Source organism: Methylosinus sp. H3A, from assembly GCF_015709455.1.
In the GTDB taxonomy this organism is placed as follows: domain Bacteria; phylum Pseudomonadota; class Alphaproteobacteria; order Rhizobiales; family Beijerinckiaceae; genus Methylosinus.
In genome coordinates, this window is sequence record NZ_JADNQW010000006.1 from 27,984 (window position 1) to 43,456 (window position 15,473).

A 15,473-nucleotide genomic window follows, 5' to 3' on the forward strand; every position below is an offset into this window, starting at 1 on the left:
GGCAGATTTCGGAACTTTGCTCACTTGAATCCGATTTGGCATCGGCAAGCGGATGCGCAGGCAGCCCGTCATCGATGCCATCCTCAATTCGAAGGCATCGTTGTGCTTATGTCCCAAGCGCCATTGTCGGCTTGGAAAAGAAACACAGATTTTTGCCCGGAGCTCGTAAAGCTTATCGTTCTGTCATTGACCCAGGCAGCGAATTTGGCTTTCGCCGGCAAGCGTTTCTTACTAGTTTTAGACGCCCATATTTTAATTGGCTTTTTGCCTCGGACATCGAGGATCGCGAAATCAGACTCGGTCACTCCGTCTACATCATATTCGATCGTAAGCGCCCAATTTCCGAGCGGCGAAAAATGAGGGGATGCATATCCGAAATCCAACGTGCGTCCTGTTCGACCATCGACAGCAATGATGCGACCCGCGTCTACCCCGAAGTCTGCCACGACGAAAATATGCGTCGATGGATAAAAATCAGCGAGGCCATAGCCATAGCCTCCTTCCATTGCGCCAGTTCCATCCTTGTTATTGAAGTTTTTTCTGTCACCATTGTCCATGCGCAGGACAAGCATTCCGCCTCGCATAGCCGCCAGTGGGCCAGCCAATGCAATACATTTCTTGTTGAATTCTTCGGTAGATGTGTTCGGGATAGATTCGCCGCAGGATTTGGCTCTCGACACAGGTGCGGCGGCTTCTGTCGGTTCGGCCCGAGTCGGTAAAGGCTTGCAGGCCAGAATAACGAACGTGAGTAAAAGAACAAAAATCCGCATCCGGCGAGCCCCGTTAACACGCTTGACGAACGAATTGCAGCGCCCGCGATAGTAGACACGTCGGGATTCGTTGGGAAGGGCCGCTTGCATCCGATTTGAGACCTTCTGGTCATCAAAGGTCAATGACCGATTCGGGCCAGAGTTCCTCGTTCGCGGTCCCGAACGGCCAAGGGGCGCCAGGAGCAGACCTTCGCCCGAGAGGACTCCATACTGGAGCTTATGCGCCTTTTGCGCCACCACTCAAAAAGCGAGGATTTTGAGTGGTGGCGGGGCTTAACAGAATGGACGTTACGGACGTGCACCGGCTGCATTGGAGAGGTGAATTTCGACCGATTGCAGTAAGTCGATAACGTCGGCAGGCCCCATGAAGTCGAAGAGCACTTGCCCTGACAGGAAAGGCGTTATTTCATAAAAGACCCCGGCAGGGCTTTTCACAGCGGCGTTTCGATTATGAGCTGGATACCTTGCCAACCGAGCTCGCCCGTTTTTTGTGATGTTGACGCGGTTTCCGTGAGCGACTCCGTTTCGTAGGTGATATACAAGCTCCAACTCTGGAACTCGATCAAAATAGCCATGTTTCTCTAGTTCGTCGCCTAGTGTCAGCAGCGCGCCCATGGCCCATGCCCGTAACAGCTCTCGTTGCAGCCCATGATCTTGGCGGAGCAAATCAAGGTAGTGGCGCAGGTTTAATGTGTGAGTGGTTCCGTCCTTTCGTTTGATTTCGCCAATCGGGTCCTCGCCTAGCGCCTTTGGGGGCGGAAGTGAATTGATCGATTTCGGGTTCACCGCGACCAAGTGAGCCACAAGGAATGCATAGTAGCCTGAGGCTAAACGCTGAGCCGTTTGGCTCACAGCGAGCATGTCAGAGGGGCTTGGCATGTTGTCCTGCACTGTCGTATTGGTGGAAAATTGGCTAAAGCGAGGGGCAAGAATCCGAGTGGCAGACGCGAATGCCGACGACTGGCGCGCTCACACATGAATTTTACCGCTTACATAGACGAAAGCGATACGCACGGCCCCGCGCCGGACATGGTGATGTCGGCCATGCTCTCGACCGCTGGTCGCTGGGAAAGATGCCGGCGCGCCCTGACGCGCATCCAGCGCGAGTTCGGCTTCACGGTATTTCACGCCTCTGAATTTCGAGCCTTGCAGGGCGAGTTCGAGGGATGGTCAGCAGAAAAGTGCTTCGATATCTACACGGAATTCGGCCGGCTGGGGGCGTCACACCTCACCGAGTGCTTCACGGTATCGCTGTCGTATGAGACTTACAAAACCTATTTTTTGGACCGTCGCCCCCAGAAGATGCATCGTACCAGTCAATATGGCATCTGCTTCATGGGCGTCCTTGACGGGCTCATGCGAACCGTGATGGGCTATGGCCCGCAAAGCAAGCTCTCCGTTGTGGTTGAAGACGGGCACAAGAACGCAAAAGACACCGCCCGGTTATTTGAGGACAGAAGGTGGAGGCTTGATACGGGCGGAATTGACCTACTCCGCTCTTACGCTCTTGAAAAAAAGGAATGCAGCCCGCTGCTGCAATTGGCCGACATAACGGCGCACGCTCACACTAAAGACAAGCGGGCGATAAAATTGGGGGCGGCTCCCGGTTTCTCAGAGAGAAACGAGGAGGAGCCGGTTCCGGGACAGCCAGGGTGGTCGGTATACGAGGTAACGCCGGATTACATCGCCCGAATCATCGATGAATATGAGAGCGACCGCGCAGCGAAGCACGAAGACTATTTGAAGCGACGTAGAGCTTGGTCGAAAGGACGCGTCGCATCCGGCGCGGTTTGACCGGCAATCCGCCGGAGCAGTTACAACGTGCTCATGGAATGGTAATCGCCATGCTTTTTGCAGATAGACAGCCCACTCAATTAACCGAGACCGATCTAGTTGACCTGATCGGCGTCGAGCCGGAAGGAAAATCGCTCGACTACAAACGAGATTCCGTCGGATCGACTGACGCCGACAAAAAAGAATTTCTATACGACGCTAGTTCGTTTGCAAACAGCCAGGGCGGCTACTTGGTTTTTGGGATGGACGAGACGAACGGATTGCCCTCGCAAATCGTAGGCATAAGCAACCCTGATCCCGACAAGGAAATATTGCGCCTTGAGCAGTTGTTGAGGTCTGGCATCCGACCGGCGATCTCGGGAGTGTCAACCGCCGCCGTGCGGCTGGCAGGCGGGGGCGCAGCTATCGTCATGCGTATCGCCAAGAGCTGGAATCCGCCCCACCAGGTCACTTATCAAAACGTCTTTCGTTTCTACGCGCGCGACAGCAACGGCAAATATATGATCGATGTCGATGAGCTTCGCGCGGTCTTTTCCCTCTCCGCCACAGTCGCCGACAAAATCCGAAACTTCCGCATCGAGCGGTCAGCACGGATCGAAGGCGGCGATACACCCGTTACCTTGCTCGATGGTGGTGTGCTTGCTCTGCATATCGTGCCCTTTAGTGCCGTCAGTATCGGTAGCACTTTTCCGATCCAGCAAGCGGCCGGTAACCCAAATCAGTTTCCAACGTTACTCGACACGCATGCTCGCCGTCATCAAATCACGTTTGACGGCCTCACCGTCACATCGAATATGGATGGCCCGCCTAAGCCCCAGCGCGCTTATACGCAGGTGTTCCGTACGGGGGCTGTCGAGGCGGTAGGTTCGTCAATCGCGCGGGGTTCCGACGGGCTAATCTTGCCGCATCTAGAAGCTACGATAATTCGCTATGCCCGGCTCTACATGCAGGCGCTGCATCGGCTCGGCGCAGAGCCTCCTATAGCGATTTTGGCGAGCCTTACGGGTGTAGGCGGCCTTCGTTTGCTGCAAGACTTCCTGCCTCAGGGCGCGCTGTCTGTCGACATGCCGTCAAGCACTTTAAAGAACCAGCCCTATCATTTGGTCGAATCCATTTTTGAGCAAGTTCCGGCCGACGACGCGACAGCCGCACGAGGGCTTCGGGGAACCCTCGATCACCTCGCCAATGCGGCAGGACTGGCGATGTCCCCCTATTTTGACGAGGCCGGGAACTACACTTTGAAGTTATAGATGTGACACGTTCATAGCATACAATCAGCGTTCCATAATGAGCGTTCTGGGTCTTGCAAAGGTAGAGGTTTTGCAAGCACGAAATTTGTCTCGGATCTGAATGACCGCAACGGGTCAGAACCGGCCAATCAGCGGCGTTGGCGCGTCGCATCGACCGCTATACAAATGGTGGGTGCCGATCTTAACCGGATCAATACGCGCTAACAAATCAACCTTTCGGCATTCTCCCGAACAACTCCAATTTGTCGGCGTTCTCACGAACGGCTCGCAAGAGCACGTGGATTTCGATTTCAATCATAGCCAAAGCGAGAGGAGACCAGCATTCGTCGATGGCATCGAGGCGGGTCGCACGCCAGTCTTCGAGCTCTTGATGAAGCCTGACGATGAACACGCCATGGAAGTGCGATTGTGGTGGCGCAACGACGGCCGGCGGATGCCGTACCGGTCGGAGATTTTGCTTCGAGACGCGGCGACGGCGAGTCGGCCAAAGTGAGATCGGCATATTGGCTGGCTCGTCTCTCTAATAGCTGTCCTGGAAGCACCGGCGATTCAGTTCGTCAATTTGCTTTTTCAAGTCCACGACGTCGACGCGCCTCTTCTCGAAGTCGGCTTGTATGCTTCGAAGCTCGGAAAGGAAGTCCGGCATGTCAATCGGCATCCAAAATTGACCCCCGATCGGCGTTCAAAATTGACCCCCATTTTTCATAGGGCGGAACGCGAGCGCTCGCCCCGGCGGAGCTGGCGGGGTTGCGCAGCCGGGGCGAGTGCGTTTCGGTTCGCGATGTGATCGGGGGCGTCAGGCGCGGTTCTTGAAGCGCCAGCTTTCATTGCCGGTTTCGACGATGTCGCAATGGTGAGTGAGGCGATCGAGCAGCGCGCTGGTCATTTTCGCATCGCCGAACACGCTGGGCCATTCGCCAAAGGCGAGATTGGTGGTGACGATGATCGACGTTCGCTCGTAGAGCCGGCTGATCAGATGGAAGAGCAATTGTCCGCCCGATTGCGCAAAGGGCAGATAGCCGAGCTCGTCGAGAATGATGAAGTCCATTCTCGTGAGATATTCCGCAAAGCGTCCCTGACGGCCTCCCCGCGCTTCAGTCTCGAGCCTAGTGACGAGCTCGACGGTATTGAAGAATCGGCCGCGTTTTCCTGCGCGAATGCAATTTCTGGCGATCGCTATCGAAAGATGAGTCTTCCCCGTACCGGTTCCGCCGACGAGAACGCAATTACGTTGTTGGTCGAGGAAGCCGCCGCCGGCGAGATCGCGCACCAGCCCTTCATTGATCGGCGTGCCGTCGAACTGAAAGCCGTCGAAGTCCTTCGCCAGCGGCAGTTTGGCGATCGTCATCTGATATTTGATGGAGCGCGCATGCTTTTCGGCGATTTCCGCCTCGAGAAGATCGCCGACGATGCGCGGCGGCTCATGCTGCCTCTTTATGCCGCTCGACATCACCTCGTCATAGGCGTTCCTCATGCCGAAGAGCTTGAGCTCTCCCATGAGATCGAAGAGCTTGGTGCGTTCCATCAGGCTGTTCTCCTCAATTGATCATAGCGGGCGCAGTCGGCGAGCGGCATGTGCAGCAGCGTCAACGACTCGGGCGTCGGGATCGTCGGCGGTGGCGGCGGCTCGCGCCGGCGGGCGAGAATGTTGAGAATGACGTCGGCGGAATGGACGCCTTGACTGAGCGCCTCGGCGCAGGCGGCCTCCACGGCGGTCAATCCATCATCGAGGACGGCGGCCAGAATCTTGACCATCTGGCGGTCGCCATCGTCGCTGCCGGCGAGCTTGCGCCGCACGCGTTCGATCGCTCCCGGCAACACCCAGTCCTTGAAGGGCGCGCCGTTCCGCAGCGCGCCGGGCTTGCGCGCGAGAACCGGCACATAATGCCAAGGATCGAAGATTGTCGCGCCGCGTCCGAAGGCGCGAGCATGTTCGGCGACCACCCGCCCGTTTTGGCGAAAGACGACGCGGTCGGCGTAGGCGTGAATCTCGACCGGGGCGCCGACAGCGCTCGCATTGACCGAGTATTTATTATTGTCGAAGCGCACGAGGCAGGTCTTCGACACCGACGCCGTCAGCTCGTGGAATCCGTCGAACCGCCCGCGCAGCGGGACCAGCTTCGGGCGCTCTTCCTCGAACGCCTCCCAGACCGTCTTGTCCGCGATTTCTGGATGCGGATGCGCCTTGGCGTAGGTGACGCATTTATCGAGAAGCCAGGCGTTCATATCCTCATAGGTCTTGAACCGCAGGCGCGGCGTGAAGAACCGCTCCCGCGCCAGGCCGACTTGATTTTCGACCTGGCCTTTCTCCCAGCCTGAGGCCGGCGTGCAGGCGACCGGCTCGACGAGATGGTGGCTGCACATTTGCGCGAAGCGACGATTGAACTTGCGCTCCTTGCCGACGAAGATCGTCTCCACCGCCGTCTTCATATTGTCGTAGATGCCGCGCGTGCAGGCGCCCCTGAAGAAGGAAAAGGCGCGATCATGTGCGTCGAAAACCATCTCCTGCGTCTCACGCGGATAGGCGCGAACGAAAAGCATGCGGCTGTGACACAGACGCATGTGCGCGACTTTCACGGTCGTCGTCACGCCGTCGAGCAAAACGATCTCGTGGCTCCAGTCGAACTGGTAGGCTTCGCCCGGCTCGAAGCTCAGTGGCACATAGGCGGCGGCTGTCAGCGAGCCTTGCTCGCTGCGCCATTTGCGCGCGTAGCGACGCACGGCGTCATAGCCGCCCGCGTAGCCCAGCCCGCTCAGATCCTCGAAAATGCGGATTAGGGTCAGCCGCTCGCGCTGCGCCTTCTTCTCGTTCTCCGCCAGAAACTCATCGAGCTTGTCCGACCAAGGTCCGAGCTTGGGAAACGGCTGATTGTCGCGCTCGTAGGCGAAGGAGGTTGCCTCCGACCGCAGCGCCTTGCGGACCGTGTTCCGTGAAATGCCCAGATCGCGAACGATCTCCTTGATCGTCTTGCCCTTGACGAAATGCTCGCGACGGATTCGTCCGATCGTCTCCACAATCAACATCCCCCACCGCCCGCCGTTTCAACCATTGCGGGCGGACTGTCCGGCCTTCACCTGAGGGGGTCAATTTTCGACGCTGATCCCCCTCGTATGGGGGTCAAAGTTGCACGCCGAATAACACCGGCAATTGGCGACCGATAATGAAAGCGCCCACGACCGAGACCCAGTAGAAGAGGATCAATATCGTGGCTTGCTTGGTCGAGAGCATGTGTAAGGCCTTTAAACGGAGCGATCGAGCAGGTCGCTGTGTCGTTTCGTGGATCGACGCCGCGCACGAATTTGTTCGATGAGACCCCACCTCTCCCAATCATCTTCGTTTCCTTTGAAATCCGGTGGCGGCAGCAAATTCGCCACGGCGTCCTCGGGCGGCCGTCGATAGCTTTCGAGCACGAGATCGGCGTTTGTGATCGCTCGACCAGCATCGTCGTGGGCGACTACATCGTCGCCATCATCGGAAACGTCACGCGTTGGAGCGGCAGCCACCGACGTTGTGTCGGGCGGAGACGGCTCGTCTCCCGCCTCCTCGAGAATACCGAGATCGACGAGAAGGATTTCCGAGAACAAGCAGGCGTTCATTAATTCGATCCAAGGAGGATTAGCCTCTATGTCGTGGTCTGAATCGGGGCCGGCCGGCGGCCAAGGCGTCGACTGAAGATCTCCGAGCATCTCACGGACGGCGGGGATATCGCCGGCGCTCGGCGAAGCAGCCATGGCCGCTTGCTTTGCCGCATAGAACTCGGGCCGCGATCTCGCGCGCGCGGCCGCGACGAGCGCCTTGACGGCTGCGGTGTCGAGCGACTGCTCGAGAGGAGGGTCGACATCATCGTCGTCGCGAGCGCGCTTTGCGCGATCGGAGACGAGCGCATCTTTGCGGTTGAGCGTCTCCAAGAATCGCCACGACGGGCGAAACGAAACGACGGTTCTGGCTGAGATGATCGCCGGCCTGCCGGTCCGCGGATTTCTGCCTGGACGCTCGGATTTCGAACGCAGGAGGAAACAGCCGAAGCCGCTGAGTTTGACGTGCTCTTTAATGCCGATCGCGCTAACGATTTCCGCGAACATTTCATCGACGATTTTCTTGGCGTCGTCGCGAGTGATTTTAGGGACCGCGTGGTATGCGGCGGCGGCCAGCGTATCGCGCGTAACAGTGTTCGACTTCTTCATCGTGAAAAGACTGCTCCTATGAGGCCGCTCGCGGCGGACTTATCTGAATTTCCAGCCGGGATCTTGTAGCCAGGTTCGTAAGTCGCTTTTCCTTCCTTGATCGGCACGCGCCAGACTGTGCGGCCACTGGGGTAGCAATTCAGATTTGCGTTGGTGAGACGTTGATGTCCGAGCTCGCGGCTGTTGGCTGCGAAGCGGCGCTCGGCAATGGATCGCTGGACGCGATCGTAGGTGTGCCGGTGTCTTGTGTAGGCGATTGGGGGCAATCGTTCTGGCCAGATTTCTGATTAGAACATCCAGAAGCATTGATCTTGTTTTGAATGGCGTTACCCCATGAACAAATGCTCTGCCCGTTTCCATCGAGGTTTGCAGTTCGGTTCGCAAGCGTTGCGCGTGTTGCTCGAACACCGCCATTTCCTAGGCTCGGGCACTGCCCAGACGCCTGAAGGGAAGCCAAGTCTTTTGAACAAATAAGAGAACCAAATTGCGCGCAAGCTGCGACGGTTCCTTGCGTGACCGTATAGCCGTTGATGGACTGCCCGACTTGGGAGTTGAGTGTGTTGAAGGCGTTGCCTTGCGATGAAGGCCCGGCTTGCTGAAGCCAGATATCGACCTGTTGTTGAAGAGACAAATTGAGATACTGGCTCGACGACATTCCTGCGGGAAGATTGCCACTCGTAAGCTGCAAGACTCCGAAATTGTTTCCGTTCGAGGCGCAGGTGTTCCCCCCGGACTCTGCGACGGCGGCGCCGCCCCATGTGCATGAGCTACTTTTCAATGCGTCGTCAGCATACGATGAATTTTGTATAGCTTCCGAGATCTGCGCCGCATTGTAAGTGGCACAAGCAAACGCTGAACCGGAAGACAGGAGACACGCCATCATCAAAGCCGAAGCGCTGTGAGAGAATGTTTTCATTGTCGCGTCCCGGCTATTGCAGATTAATTGGGTCGCGCTGCCCGACTTCTCCGTCGTACACGACATCCGGGATCAGACGATGCGATTCCCGATCGAAAGTGACGACTGTTTTGTATTTTTGATTCTGGTTTGAGCTGGCGTCGAAACCGTACGTGCCACGCACGGCGATAACCGGAAATTCCGGTAGCTGTTTGAGGATACGCAGTGAGCCTGCCCGAACTTCCGCGACTCGTGCAGGACAGTCTATTTCGTGGGGAATGGCCTGCGCAGTGGCGCATCGAAAATTGAGCGCGGAGACCACGAGCGTTCGATCGCCGTCCTTGAAAGACGTCGTAAAAACCTCCGTAGACATTGGAAGCTTCAAGTTCGGCGTGATTCGGCGAAGTGCTTCACGCTGCTTGACTAAGTCCGGCAGTTTGTCCTGCCAGATTTGCAACTGGATATCGCTCTCGGGTCGAGCGACGAGGTTCAAATCCTGTGCAAGAAGACGATGCTTTTGTGCCTCTTCGGCGACGACGTTGGATGAGCCAAAAGTGGCGAGGATCAGACATGTCGAGGCGATGCACATAGCGAAACTCCTTCCAGAATTTCGGCGGCGTCGGCCATCGGCTTGGCGCGCGGTCAAGGCCGCGCGGAGCGCGCCCACAGGGTCGCCTTGACGGCGCACGGGGCGATGGCAGGCTGCAAAATCGAAATCGAAGGGATGATGGCAGTCGCGTCGAAACATGATCGTCCTCCGAGCGCTCGGCGGCAAAAACGGCCGAGAAATAGCACGGGAGGCGATTCAACGCACGCGCAGAAATTTTAGTGGAGGATCAGGAGGCGTGGGCGAGCTGACGATCCTCATATTCGGCGGCGAAATCCTCGGCTCCGGTCTCGGGCGTCGCGATGTCGACGAGGAGGCGCGGATGCGCGGCGGCGAAGCGGTTGGCGCAGGCGATGCCGGGGGCGTCGGGGTCGGCGAAGACGGTGACGCGCTTGACGCTCGCAGGAATGGCGATCTTCAGCAGGCGTTCCGTTCCGAGGGTCGCCCAGGTGGGAACCGCGCGCATCAACATGGCGGCCCAGGCGGTTTCGAAGCCTTCGGCGACGCCGAGATGATTGGCGAGAGGGGCGAGCCGGAGCGCGCCGACGCCGAGCGGGCCAATGGTACGGCGGGGTTCGTCCACGTCGGCTTTGCGTCGGCCGCCGGGATGGAGAAAGGTGAGCTGGACGGCGACGATTTCGCGCGAAGGCGCCTGAGCGGCGGCGACCAGGCAGGGGAAGCGTTCGCACCGGGAATATGGGTAGCCGGGCAGAAAGCGGATCGTGGGCGGGGGCGCGGCGCGAAAGCCTCTGGCCTGCAGATAGGTTTCCGCGATGGTGCCGGCGACGGGCCTTGCGGCGCGCCAGATGGCGCGGGCGCCTTCCGAGGTCGTCCTGTTCTTGCTCGTTGCGGGGGCGGCTCTCTCCGCGGGAGGCGGAGGCGCGGAAAGATCGAGCTTATCGATCTGAGCGCGCACGTCTGCGGGGGCGCATCCTGCGAAGCAATGATAGACGAGGCCTCGATCTCCATCGGAGAGCGCGAGCGAGGGCCGAAGGTCGCCGCGTCCCTTTCCATGCTGAGGCACTGGGCAGCGGCATAGATAACCGGCGCCGGTCGAATGGCCACGAAGGCGCAGCGCAATGTCTTTTGCTGTCATGTCTTCACCTGCTTCAAGTCTGTCTTGTCGAAATCATTCCCCTTGAAGAGAATCGGCTCCCGGTAGGCCTTGGCGACGGCATAGGCGAAGCAATCGCCGAGATTGAGGTCGGCCGGATGCGCGACGACGCGGCCGTAATTGGCGGCGGCGTCGACGGCCTTTTGGCCGATGCCGGCGAGGATGCCGACTTCGTTGGCCTCGACTTCTTCGAGCAGCGCGTCGACGCTCTGGATCGCGAGGGCGATGGCTTCGGCGCTGGTTTTCACTTTGCGCCGTTTCGCGCGCGAGGCGGCGAGCGAGACGATGGCCTCGAAGCGGGCGATGGGCGACACGAGCACTTTTCTCGAATGCTGCTCGATCGCATTCTCAAAAGACTCGGCCTCTGGCTCTTCGTTGAGGATGGCGACGATCGCGGAAGCGTCGAGGAACATCACACGCCCCACATTTCGTTGGTGAAGGCCTTCATGTCGAAGGCGGGGTCAGGCTCGCCGATGTCGGCGGCGATCAGCTTGGCGCGAGCGAGCCGCTCGCCGAGCGGCTTGCTCTTGCGGCTTCGGGCGAGCTCGTTTTCGAGCGCCCGGCGAACGGCTTCGGTCTTGCTCGGCGCGCCGGTGGCTTCCTGCACCTGGGCGGCGAGCTTATCGACGGCGTCGTCTTTGATGTAGAGCGGCATGGCGGTATATCCTTTTCGGAATATCCTTATATCCTAAAATGAATATACCAGCAATGCGCCCGCGCCCCGCAGGAGACGGCGCGCGGGCGCAGGCTCCGGCCGAGGACGCGGGGGGAGGACGCGCCGGAACCGAACTGCGGGCAGCACTATACATTATACTGATAGGTTCGAGAACGCCGCAGATCGTCAGCTTTGCAGGACGGAAAGCGGCAGGTCTTCGAGCTCGAGCTTGAAGCCGGCGAGGCGGGCGCCGATGATGACGTTGACGCCCATAGCGTCGGCGGGCGCGGGCTCGATGTCGGTGAACTGAGATACGGCGACGGGGCGGGCGACACGGATCGCCGACGCGAAATGTTCGATGGGGCGGAGCGGTTCCTCAACGGCGCCGTTGCGGGCTTCGGCAAGGATCACGGCGCGGCCGGCGTAGGGCTGAGGAGAGCTGTGCGGGACGTACCACAGGCCTGTCACTGGAGCGAGTAAGGCCTCTTCGTCGAGGTGGACGAAGTGCCGATCGTCGATCCAGACGCGATCGAGCAATTTGCAGCCGATATGGTGGCGCAGGGCGGCGCCGACATTGGAGGGGTTGAGCCGCACCTTGCAGATTGTCGCGGCGGTCGGATCGATCAGATAGGCGGTGAGCATGGCGATGTCTCGCAAAATTCGGGATTGGCGGGGGCGAGCGGCGGCGCGAGGCCGCCGCGTTTGGCGTCATGCGTCGATGAGCGCGAGCGCCTGCTTGCGGCAGCGCTCGGCGGCTTCTGTGAGGCTCGCGCGTGCGAGGCCGGCGAGGCGCGACTGCGGCCAAGTGGCGATTTTCGCGAGCAAGTCCGCGAGGGCGAACAACTGAAAGTCTTCGGCATTCATGCCGCTGATAGCGAATTGATCTTGCAGCTCGATGGCTGCCGCGAGGTTGACGTGTTGGGTTCCCTCGTCCTCGAGGCGTGCGATATGCAGTCGCAGAGCTTTGAGTCCGATATCGATGATTTTAGCGTCGTCCATTGTGATTTTCCCCTTTTAATCGCCTGGCGGGCGATGGCCTCGCCATCGCCCTTGCCGGTCGGCGAGACGGGGGAGAGAGGGGTGGCAATCAGAAAATCGGGAGGGGGATCGCCCGGGCTGCACAAGCGGCATTTGCGCCGCGCGGAAGCTCGGGGAGACCCGATTTTCTGATTGCGAGGGGAGGAGGGGGAACGCCCTCTCTCCCCTCAAATTCGCGCCGCGCGCGGGGGATGGAAAAGGCTTGGAAGAATCGGAAATCTGGGCTTTATTTTAAAATGTAGTATAGTTCCCGCGGGTCGAAAGCGTCAGCGATCGTCACCGACAGGCGAAGACGCCTTTGGCGGCTTCGGGAGCGGCGCTTGCGCCGCGAGTAGAGCGCGGTCGGAACGAGACGCCCATGAAATGACCTGCGAGGTTTTTGAATGACGGGTTCGACGAGCGATTTGCGACGGATGGCGGCGGCAGGATTGGCGGCGATCTGTCTTCTGTCCGGGACGCGAGCGGGGTTCGCTGAATCGAGCGCAGTGGCGCATTTTTCGCCAGAGGAAGATCTCGAAGCGTTGGACGTGCGCAGTCTCGACGCTTTGCCAGGCGGGGGCCATGTGAACGCCGCTCTGTATGTTTTGAGCGACTACCGGGTCATAGGGGCGCTGGCTCGCGCTGCTGAGCGCGGCAAGACGGTGAGGCTGTATCTCGATCCGCGGGAACTCAGGCTGCTCAAGCTTCGGCCGGATCATCCTCTATGCCGCCTGGCTGAGACGGCGAATGTCACAGTCCTGCTAAAATCCGCATTGCAAGATTTGATGCATGACAAGGATTGGAGCGCAGACGGGGCGGTATGGCGAACGGGAAGCGCGAACGCGAGCGTGTCGGGGCTGAAAGCACAAGATAACAGTCTTTTGCTGATAACGGACAAGACGGTGGTTGCGGCGTTCGATCGTCATTTCGAAAGCATGTGGAGCCGGAGCGACAATCGAAAGTGGACCTGCCGAGTCGATTTTAATTTTTAATTGATTTTACGAATTGCCACCAAAATAGCTGCTCTATATCTAGGAACTGGAGATGCGGCGCGATTTGTCGGGGAAAAGGAAGGGCAAAACGCATGACGCGGGGGCATCGCAGCGAAAAAAAAAGACTTCAAAGAGGGGCGCCAAGATGAACACGCCGACGCAATCGGAAGGGGAAGACCGAGACACTGTGATAGGAGCGGTGTTCGCGTTGATGCTGGAAAGGAAATCGAAGGAATATCCCGATCTGACGACGTTTCTGCGGAGGATAGGGATGTCGCTCGGGTCGTATTATAACTTGCTGAAAGGCGTTGGAAATCCGACCTTCTGGACGGTGGAGCGAACGGCTCAGGCGCTCGGTCTGACGGCGTGGGAGATGCTGGGAATTGACCAGAAGGTCGTGAAAGCGTGGCTGGCGGGCGAGAACATAGACGTCGAGAAAATCCAGCATCGGGTACAGGAGCGTCGACAGTCTCGACAGCGCTTTTCTTTGGACGAGTTCAGCGTGAACGAAGCTGACTCGACGAGCGGGAAAAAGGCGTTTGTGGAAGCGGCGGCCCCGAGCGAGGAAGAGCAGAAGCCCGCTGCGAGTCCGCCGGCGAAGAGCAGGGCGGTCGCTGGTAATCGGCGAGAGGCAGTCGGTGCGACGAGATCGCCGGCGGGCAGGAAAGGCCGCACAGTTCGAAAGGCGTAAATTTCATTTTCGATTTCAGCTATGCGGCGCCCGTGAAGACGGGCGCTTTTTTTATGGGCGTGGCTCTCGGGGAGGCTCTGCCTCCCCTGGCGCCGCAAGGCCCGCCTTGACCTCGCCATGCAGCAAGTCGGTCGCACGTCGCCGCAAGCGGCTCGGTGCAACCGCGTTGCGCATGGTGAGGTTTCCGACGCCCGCGTGGCGGGCGTCGCTGCGTCGGGCCTTGCACCACCCCCACCGCTGTTCCGCACGAGCTCGAAGGTGATGGCGTGCCATCACCTTACGAGAAACGAGGAGCTGACGATGCAAAGGGCGATTTTCGGCTTTGCGAAAGCAAGTGATCGTGTAAAGATTCCTGATCTCCCGAACGGGGGGACGAGGCTTGATAACCTCGAGATCGAAGGTGCCCCTATCGGGCGGGTGGCGCTTGGCCATGTCCAAAGCTCGCGTCGAAAGACGTGCGCTGAAAAGCCGCGCGCGCTGGATCTCGGCGTTATCAACATCCGCCCGGCCAGGCGGACAGCCTCAACAATTGGAGGCTGTCATCATGATTGACACGCGAGATTTTTTGAGAACGAAGGACTGGATCAAGCACAGCGCGGCGGAAACCGCCGAGTTTCTGGAGACGCATTTCGGGTCGGAGCCAGACTATCTCACGGTGCTGATCGGTCATTTGTGCGCATCTGCGGTCTTCGAGCAAAAGCCGAGCGAATTGATCTTTTGGGCTTGCGTCTATGCGCGGGTGACGCGCAGCGCTGTCGACGAGACGGCTCGCCGAGAAATGGTGCTGTTGCTCGAAGAGGCGAAGCGGTGGAGCCACTGACACATGCATGGCGAAAAGAAAAGCAAGCTTCCGAACGGGTTCGTTTGGCGGAATGTCACGGTCGAGCGCGCTGCTGATGCGTTGCTCGAAGAGCACGGGGCAGACGCGCTGAAGCAGGCGCGTCTTGGAAAGGCCGCCGGCAGGCGTCAGAGGAGCCGGAGCATCTACAACTATTGGGAGGAGGTCGAGAGGCTGCTCGTAGCGCGCGCGGCTCGAGCCGAAGCTGCGGAGGAGGTTTGACGTGTCGGGCGGCGCGGCGCGCAGGCTCGCGCCGCGCGCGCTCGTGATCTCTAAAGCCGATTTCGGTTGACCCACCAAGCCGTCTCGAGCCGGCGCTGTTGTTCGGCAACGACGGCGGCGTGGCGAGTGTCCGCGTCAATCGCTGCCTGTCGGTGGGCGATCGCGGTCAGGCGCTGTTGTTCGAATTCGTCGTCAATGCCAGCAGGAAAGAGCGGGGAGACGTTACCTGTGTGGTTAGCGGGACTATGTAAGAGAGGCTCGAAAAGATAAGCAGAAGAGAACACGATCAACGAGACGACGAACAGGACGGCGCAGAGAAGGCCAAGTCGGCCGGAAATGGCAGCGCCTGTGAAGCCCGAGTAAATCAAAAATATAATATTGCCGGCGATTATCATCGCGGACCATTTAACTAGTGAGATATAAATTTTTTTGAGCATCGTCGC

At 59.0% G+C, this 15,473-nt stretch carries 19 protein-coding genes and 1 pseudogene; 6 read left to right on the plus strand and 14 right to left on the minus strand.

Annotated features, from left to right (window positions below):
- Window positions 1-83 precede the first annotated feature (83 nt).
- Together IY145_RS23460 and IY145_RS23465 are read right to left on the minus strand one after the other, a co-directional pair.
- Entirely contained in the window at window positions 84-893 is an 810-nt protein-coding gene (locus IY145_RS23460) for a hypothetical protein (RefSeq protein ID WP_196410721.1), read from the minus strand.
- A 165-nt stretch (window positions 894-1,058) separates the two neighbouring features.
- Window positions 1,059-1,661, minus strand: a complete 603-nt coding sequence (locus tag IY145_RS23465) for a hypothetical protein (RefSeq protein WP_196410722.1) — start codon at window positions 1,659-1,661, stop codon at window positions 1,059-1,061.
- A gap of 84 nt (window positions 1,662-1,745) precedes the next feature.
- Here IY145_RS23465 and IY145_RS23470 point away from each other — a divergent pair, with 84 nt between their 5' ends.
- Window positions 1,746-2,564: a DUF3800 domain-containing protein gene (locus IY145_RS23470; protein WP_196410723.1), complete on the plus strand. Its 819-nt coding sequence runs from the start codon at window positions 1,746-1,748 to the stop codon at window positions 2,562-2,564.
- A complete protein-coding gene (locus IY145_RS23475; RefSeq protein ID WP_196410724.1) occupies window positions 2,561-3,814 on the plus strand; it encodes a helix-turn-helix domain-containing protein in 1,254 nt (417 codons plus the stop codon). The genes IY145_RS23470 and IY145_RS23475 overlap by 4 nt, the downstream gene beginning before the upstream one ends.
- A gap of 208 nt (window positions 3,815-4,022) precedes the next feature.
- Here IY145_RS23475 and IY145_RS23480 read toward each other — a convergent pair whose 3' ends face one another.
- The 11 genes and pseudogenes from IY145_RS23480 to IY145_RS23530 form a co-directional block, all read right to left on the minus strand.
- Window positions 4,023-4,316, minus strand: a complete 294-nt coding sequence (locus tag IY145_RS23480) for a hypothetical protein (protein WP_196410725.1) — start codon at window positions 4,314-4,316, stop codon at window positions 4,023-4,025.
- A 294-nt stretch (window positions 4,317-4,610) separates the two neighbouring features.
- Window positions 4,611-5,339, minus strand: a complete 729-nt coding sequence (istB, locus tag IY145_RS23485; protein WP_196410726.1) for an IS21-like element helper ATPase IstB — start codon at window positions 5,337-5,339, stop codon at window positions 4,611-4,613.
- Window positions 5,272-6,838, minus strand: a pseudogene (gene istA / locus IY145_RS23490) (IS21 family transposase). Before istA ends, istB begins: the two are co-directional and overlap by 68 nt.
- A gap of 216 nt (window positions 6,839-7,054) precedes the next feature.
- The gene (locus IY145_RS23495) at window positions 7,055-7,999 is read right to left on the minus strand and encodes an integration host factor subunit alpha (protein ID WP_196410728.1); all 945 of its coding nucleotides are present in this window, start codon (window positions 7,997-7,999) and stop codon (window positions 7,055-7,057) included.
- Between the two features lie 139 nt (window positions 8,000-8,138).
- Window positions 8,139-8,915, minus strand: a complete 777-nt coding sequence (locus tag IY145_RS23500) for a hypothetical protein (RefSeq protein ID WP_196410729.1) — start codon at window positions 8,913-8,915, stop codon at window positions 8,139-8,141.
- Window positions 8,916-8,928: 13 nt separating this feature from the next.
- Complete coding sequence (locus IY145_RS23505; RefSeq protein WP_196410730.1) at window positions 8,929-9,642, minus strand: hypothetical protein; 714 nt, start codon at window positions 9,640-9,642, stop codon at window positions 8,929-8,931.
- An 88-nt stretch (window positions 9,643-9,730) separates the two neighbouring features.
- Window positions 9,731-10,597, minus strand: coding sequence for a toprim domain-containing protein (locus IY145_RS23510; protein ID WP_196410731.1), 867 nt, complete (start codon window positions 10,595-10,597; stop codon window positions 9,731-9,733).
- Entirely contained in the window at window positions 10,594-11,028 is a 435-nt protein-coding gene (locus IY145_RS23515; RefSeq protein ID WP_196410784.1) for a type II toxin-antitoxin system VapC family toxin, read from the minus strand. The genes IY145_RS23510 and IY145_RS23515 overlap by 4 nt, the downstream gene beginning before the upstream one ends.
- Window positions 11,028-11,270, minus strand: a complete 243-nt coding sequence (locus IY145_RS23520; RefSeq protein ID WP_196410732.1) for a type II toxin-antitoxin system VapB family antitoxin — start codon at window positions 11,268-11,270, stop codon at window positions 11,028-11,030. The genes IY145_RS23515 and IY145_RS23520 overlap by 1 nt, the downstream gene beginning before the upstream one ends.
- A gap of 186 nt (window positions 11,271-11,456) precedes the next feature.
- Window positions 11,457-11,912, minus strand: a complete 456-nt coding sequence (locus IY145_RS23525; protein ID WP_196410733.1) for a hypothetical protein — start codon at window positions 11,910-11,912, stop codon at window positions 11,457-11,459.
- Window positions 11,913-11,978: 66 nt separating this feature from the next.
- Window positions 11,979-12,269: a hypothetical protein gene (locus tag IY145_RS23530; RefSeq protein ID WP_196410734.1), complete on the minus strand. Its 291-nt coding sequence runs from the start codon at window positions 12,267-12,269 to the stop codon at window positions 11,979-11,981.
- A gap of 422 nt (window positions 12,270-12,691) precedes the next feature.
- Here IY145_RS23530 and IY145_RS23535 point away from each other — a divergent pair, with 422 nt between their 5' ends.
- From IY145_RS23535 to IY145_RS23550, 4 genes are all read left to right on the plus strand, one after another.
- Window positions 12,692-13,279, plus strand: coding sequence for a phospholipase D-like domain-containing protein (locus IY145_RS23535; RefSeq protein WP_196410735.1), 588 nt, complete (start codon window positions 12,692-12,694; stop codon window positions 13,277-13,279).
- 145 nt (window positions 13,280-13,424) lie between these two features.
- On the plus strand, window positions 13,425-13,970 hold the full coding sequence (locus IY145_RS23540; RefSeq protein WP_196410736.1) for a hypothetical protein: 546 nt from the start codon (window positions 13,425-13,427) through the stop codon (window positions 13,968-13,970).
- Between the two features lie 544 nt (window positions 13,971-14,514).
- Window positions 14,515-14,790: a hypothetical protein gene (locus IY145_RS23545; RefSeq protein ID WP_196410737.1), complete on the plus strand. Its 276-nt coding sequence runs from the start codon at window positions 14,515-14,517 to the stop codon at window positions 14,788-14,790.
- Between the two features lie 3 nt (window positions 14,791-14,793).
- Window positions 14,794-15,030 (plus strand): hypothetical protein, encoded by a 237-nt coding sequence (locus tag IY145_RS23550; RefSeq protein ID WP_196410738.1) that lies wholly within the window; start codon window positions 14,794-14,796, stop codon window positions 15,028-15,030.
- Window positions 15,031-15,080: 50 nt separating this feature from the next.
- Here IY145_RS23550 and IY145_RS23555 read toward each other — a convergent pair whose 3' ends face one another.
- Window positions 15,081-15,467, minus strand: coding sequence for a hypothetical protein (locus IY145_RS23555; RefSeq protein ID WP_196410739.1), 387 nt, complete (start codon window positions 15,465-15,467; stop codon window positions 15,081-15,083).
- Window positions 15,468-15,473: the final 6 nt, after the last annotated feature.

Coding starts and splice junctions, on each gene's coding strand:
- IY145_RS23470 (WP_196410723.1), top strand. CDS start 1,746: ATGAATTTTACCGCTTACATAGACGAAAGCGATACGCACGGCCCCGCG.
- IY145_RS23480 (WP_196410725.1), bottom strand. CDS start 4,316: ATGCCGATCTCACTTTGGCCGACTCGCCGTCGCCGCGTCTCGAAGCAA.
- istB (WP_196410726.1), bottom strand. CDS start 5,339: ATGGAACGCACCAAGCTCTTCGATCTCATGGGAGAGCTCAAGCTCTTC.
- IY145_RS23495 (WP_196410728.1), bottom strand. CDS start 7,999: ATGAAGAAGTCGAACACTGTTACGCGCGATACGCTGGCCGCCGCCGCA.
- IY145_RS23500 (WP_196410729.1), bottom strand. CDS start 8,915: ATGAAAACATTCTCTCACAGCGCTTCGGCTTTGATGATGGCGTGTCTC.
- IY145_RS23505 (WP_196410730.1), bottom strand. CDS start 9,642: ATGTTTCGACGCGACTGCCATCATCCCTTCGATTTCGATTTTGCAGCC.
- IY145_RS23510 (WP_196410731.1), bottom strand. CDS start 10,597: ATGACAGCAAAAGACATTGCGCTGCGCCTTCGTGGCCATTCGACCGGC.
- IY145_RS23515 (WP_196410784.1), bottom strand. CDS start 11,028: ATGTTCCTCGACGCTTCCGCGATCGTCGCCATCCTCAACGAAGAGCCA.
- IY145_RS23520 (WP_196410732.1), bottom strand. CDS start 11,270: ATGCCGCTCTACATCAAAGACGACGCCGTCGATAAGCTCGCCGCCCAG.
- IY145_RS23525 (WP_196410733.1), bottom strand. CDS start 11,912: ATGCTCACCGCCTATCTGATCGATCCGACCGCCGCGACAATCTGCAAG.
- IY145_RS23530 (WP_196410734.1), bottom strand. CDS start 12,269: ATGGACGACGCTAAAATCATCGATATCGGACTCAAAGCTCTGCGACTG.
- IY145_RS23535 (WP_196410735.1), top strand. CDS start 12,692: ATGACGGGTTCGACGAGCGATTTGCGACGGATGGCGGCGGCAGGATTG.
- IY145_RS23540 (WP_196410736.1), top strand. CDS start 13,425: ATGAACACGCCGACGCAATCGGAAGGGGAAGACCGAGACACTGTGATA.
- IY145_RS23545 (WP_196410737.1), top strand. CDS start 14,515: ATGATTGACACGCGAGATTTTTTGAGAACGAAGGACTGGATCAAGCAC.
- IY145_RS23550 (WP_196410738.1), top strand. CDS start 14,794: ATGCATGGCGAAAAGAAAAGCAAGCTTCCGAACGGGTTCGTTTGGCGG.
- IY145_RS23555 (WP_196410739.1), bottom strand. CDS start 15,467: ATGCTCAAAAAAATTTATATCTCACTAGTTAAATGGTCCGCGATGATA.